Genomic DNA, 3081 nt, shown 5'->3' with positions numbered 1-3081 from the left:
GCTAAGTTATATCGAACTCACGTTAAGCAACAAAGCCCAATTAACGTATAAATGATTTTCAACATAAATTTATATATCTAATTTCTTTGCTGTTCTATACCTTGTGCAGGTAAGAAGGCAATTGTGGATGGTAGAGCACACACCGCCTAAATCAAGCTTTAACCGCAGAGTGAAAATCATGGAGGATTAGTCTGAGGCAGGTGAGGATTTTTGATGAATTTAAGCCCATTGAGATACTATTGAAAACCTGGGTGAGGGGAAGGAGAGCGATAGAGTCGAAGCTTTATAGTTAATGTGAGAACTAAACCTCGAGTATGGTGTGACTTACGGTACCACAAGACACAGTTAATGCTAAAAAGGCATTTATTCTCAATTATTAGAGCTTGAATCGTGCGTTGACAATAATAAAAAATTTAGGGCAGCAGTTTTTATAGTTGATGAAGAATAAAGATGAACTGGAAAATTTCAGAAAAGAATTACTTGAAATAGAGGAGTTTAAAGTTTATGGTGCGGAATGTCGAGTATATGTATAAGGTGTTATTATGTTGACTTCGGATGATTTGTTAGTGATTGGGGCGGCGATAGTTCGAGCTGTTCGTCGAATTATTACACATTCAGAAAACATGGAAGGGTTATATTCGAATAGAAACAAATCATACTATTCGAATGGGAGCAGTCGTGCACTTCGAGAAGAAAGGGGTATGAACCTTTCTTTTGTTAGAGGCACAACTAAACCTCACTCTATAGCGTGGGCGCGGCAAGCTTTAAGTATGGGCGTAGGATATTGTGATGAAGTAAGTGGAGTGGCTACTTATTTAGGCTCTATGCTTAATCCACCTGAAGAGCCTGTATATATATCAACGATATACTTTCCTGGGCACGTATTTTGCTTGATTCATCAATCACAATATTTACACCGATTATGGCAAGGGGCTGGTTTAGTTGCTAAGGATTTAAAAGATCTTAGTCAAAACAAAGAGTTAAAAAATGCTATAATTGTCGACCCGTGGATTTATAAAGCAACAAAGCTTTCGAATTATCGCAAACATATTGAACACGCTGAATCATATGGTGTTGGTGGATGTTATTCTGGCGGAATTAACTCATACGCTTATTCAGAAGAATTAAGAGGTAATAAAGCACTTACACCAGAAGAAAGAAAAATTCTAAGAGAATTCGACAAAGCCTACCAAGATGAAGTAAAAAAGTTGTCTGATCACCAAAGTTCTTTCGCTAAAGGCAAAAGCTTCCTTAGTGTTAAACGTGGTTTAGCCGATGAGCTCACACGGCGTGAGCAGCTAAAAGACCTGAAACTATTTATCGAACGTATGGCCTCAAAATCTAGTAGTTGGTATTCTGGATGGGGCCATAGTGATACAAAAGGTGAGCGATATAAAGAACTAATAGAGTGCATCGAGGTTGCCATTAAACAGTATATGAATGTAAACGATGCTGGCTTAATAGATATTTTCAATAAAGCACTCCAGTTAGCTCTTATAGTGCGTGGGAAGTCTGCACCTAAAACATTGTCAAATGGCAACCTTCAAATGACTAAGACAGCTAAAGGCTTGCTGGATCCAGGCGTAGTGACGAAAAATACTTATAAATTTGAAAGGATTCCAGCCATGAGGCTTGATCACATAAGGAGTATTCAGTTCCGTTCTTATCTCACAGACAGGGAAAAGTATATAGAGCTTGTTCAATATATTAGAGAGAGAGGAGTTTGCCCTGAACTTTGCAACCTTTACAGCTCTGAAGGTAAATCAGCGTCTTATAAAGCAGTGACTGACTTGGTTAATCGAAGCCAAGAAGAACATAGTCTAGAGTTTTATGACTAATATAGGTGCGCAAAACTGGAAGAAATTTAGAAAAATTGGCTTTGTTGCTTAGTCTCTGATCTCTTCCAATAGGCACATTTCAGCCATTTCTAAAACTATCCGGCATGCCTAAGCACGTCATCTTGTTCAAGCATAGGCCCGCTACGCGGGCCTATGCTTGCCAGAAACTAAAGGCCAACTACAAGAAGTAAGGTCAGCAGGTTCGATTCCTGCTGGGCACACCATTTAATACACCTATATAAAAATATTTATAAGTTTATATCTAAAAATGAAGCCTCTATTACATAGATATAAAATTTCAGGTGAAATCCTCTATTGTCTTAAACATGAAAATAAAGTAATTATGTAGCTTTACACAAAAAAAGCTTGAACCAAGGAGTTGTTCAATGATCAAATTCTCTTGTACTGGCTTATGTATAGCATCTATTTGTGGAGCACTCAGCTCACAATTCGTTTATGCAAATAGCAACATTACTAAGTTCCAATATAGTTCCAATGACGGCAGTGTAGTCGTCAATATTATTGATGGAAAGCTAGATCAATATATTGGTTTAGTTACTTTCAAAGGAAAAAATTGCCAAATAACAAGATATGGTGGACCTATATCAGGCAAACTTAATGAAAGATGGAGCATTAATTGGGCACCCTTTGGTTGGACCTCACACCAAGGAGAGTCAATTAATGGCACGATAGCAAATTCAGTAACTGAGCCTGCAGTTGGTGTTATTTCATGGACTCAATTAAACGGAAGTAATTGCACTATACCAGCTAAGTCAGGCGTTGATATTTATCCAAGTTCCACAAATTCATTAAAATTTAATGCGAAAAAGCAGATATCTGTCAACTTTACAAATAATAGTAACCCTGAAGTTAGTATTGTTCGTCGATTTGCTACTCGAATGCATGGCTGTCCTGGGTGGCAAAATCAGAGGAAATTTAGCCTTCCAGGAGTATCGGGAACCTATAGCTCTAATATTAATGTTACCAAATGCTATGACCCAGAAATGTTTTCTGCCGATTATTACATCAAACATACCAGCGCACACGTAAGAGTTATGTGTTCATGGGACCTTGGAGGATGTAGTGTATCTAGTTTTGGTTTTTCCAACCCTAGTCCATGGACAGCTTATAACTGCTTCTGGTTCCTTTGATCCTGCTAATGCAACATTTAACATAAAAGTAGAAAACGATAGCTCATCATAAGTCTCCCGCATAAATGCTTTTGGGGCTGACACCGGCACCG

The 3081-nt window shown here is 38.1% G+C and carries 2 protein-coding genes; both read left to right on the top strand.

The window, feature by feature from the left end; all coding sequences use genetic code 11:
- The first annotated feature begins 542 nt into the window (after positions 1-542).
- Positions 543-1838, top strand: coding sequence for a hypothetical protein (locus BGC07_RS17270; protein WP_069314305.1), 1296 nt, complete (start codon positions 543-545; stop codon positions 1836-1838).
- A 386-nt stretch (positions 1839-2224) separates the two neighbouring features.
- Complete coding sequence (locus tag BGC07_RS17265; RefSeq protein WP_069314304.1) at positions 2225-2989, top strand: hypothetical protein; 765 nt, start codon at positions 2225-2227, stop codon at positions 2987-2989.
- Positions 2990-3081: the final 92 nt, after the last annotated feature.

The organism is Piscirickettsia litoralis (assembly GCF_001720395.1).
Classification (GTDB): Bacteria; Pseudomonadota; Gammaproteobacteria; order Piscirickettsiales; family Piscirickettsiaceae; genus Piscirickettsia; species Piscirickettsia litoralis.
This window is presented reverse-complemented; position numbering and strand designations above follow the sequence as displayed.

Coding starts and splice junctions, on each gene's coding strand:
- BGC07_RS17265 (WP_069314304.1), top strand. CDS start 2,225: ATGATCAAATTCTCTTGTACTGGCTTATGTATAGCATCTATTTGTGGA.
- BGC07_RS17270 (WP_069314305.1), top strand. CDS start 543: ATGTTGACTTCGGATGATTTGTTAGTGATTGGGGCGGCGATAGTTCGA.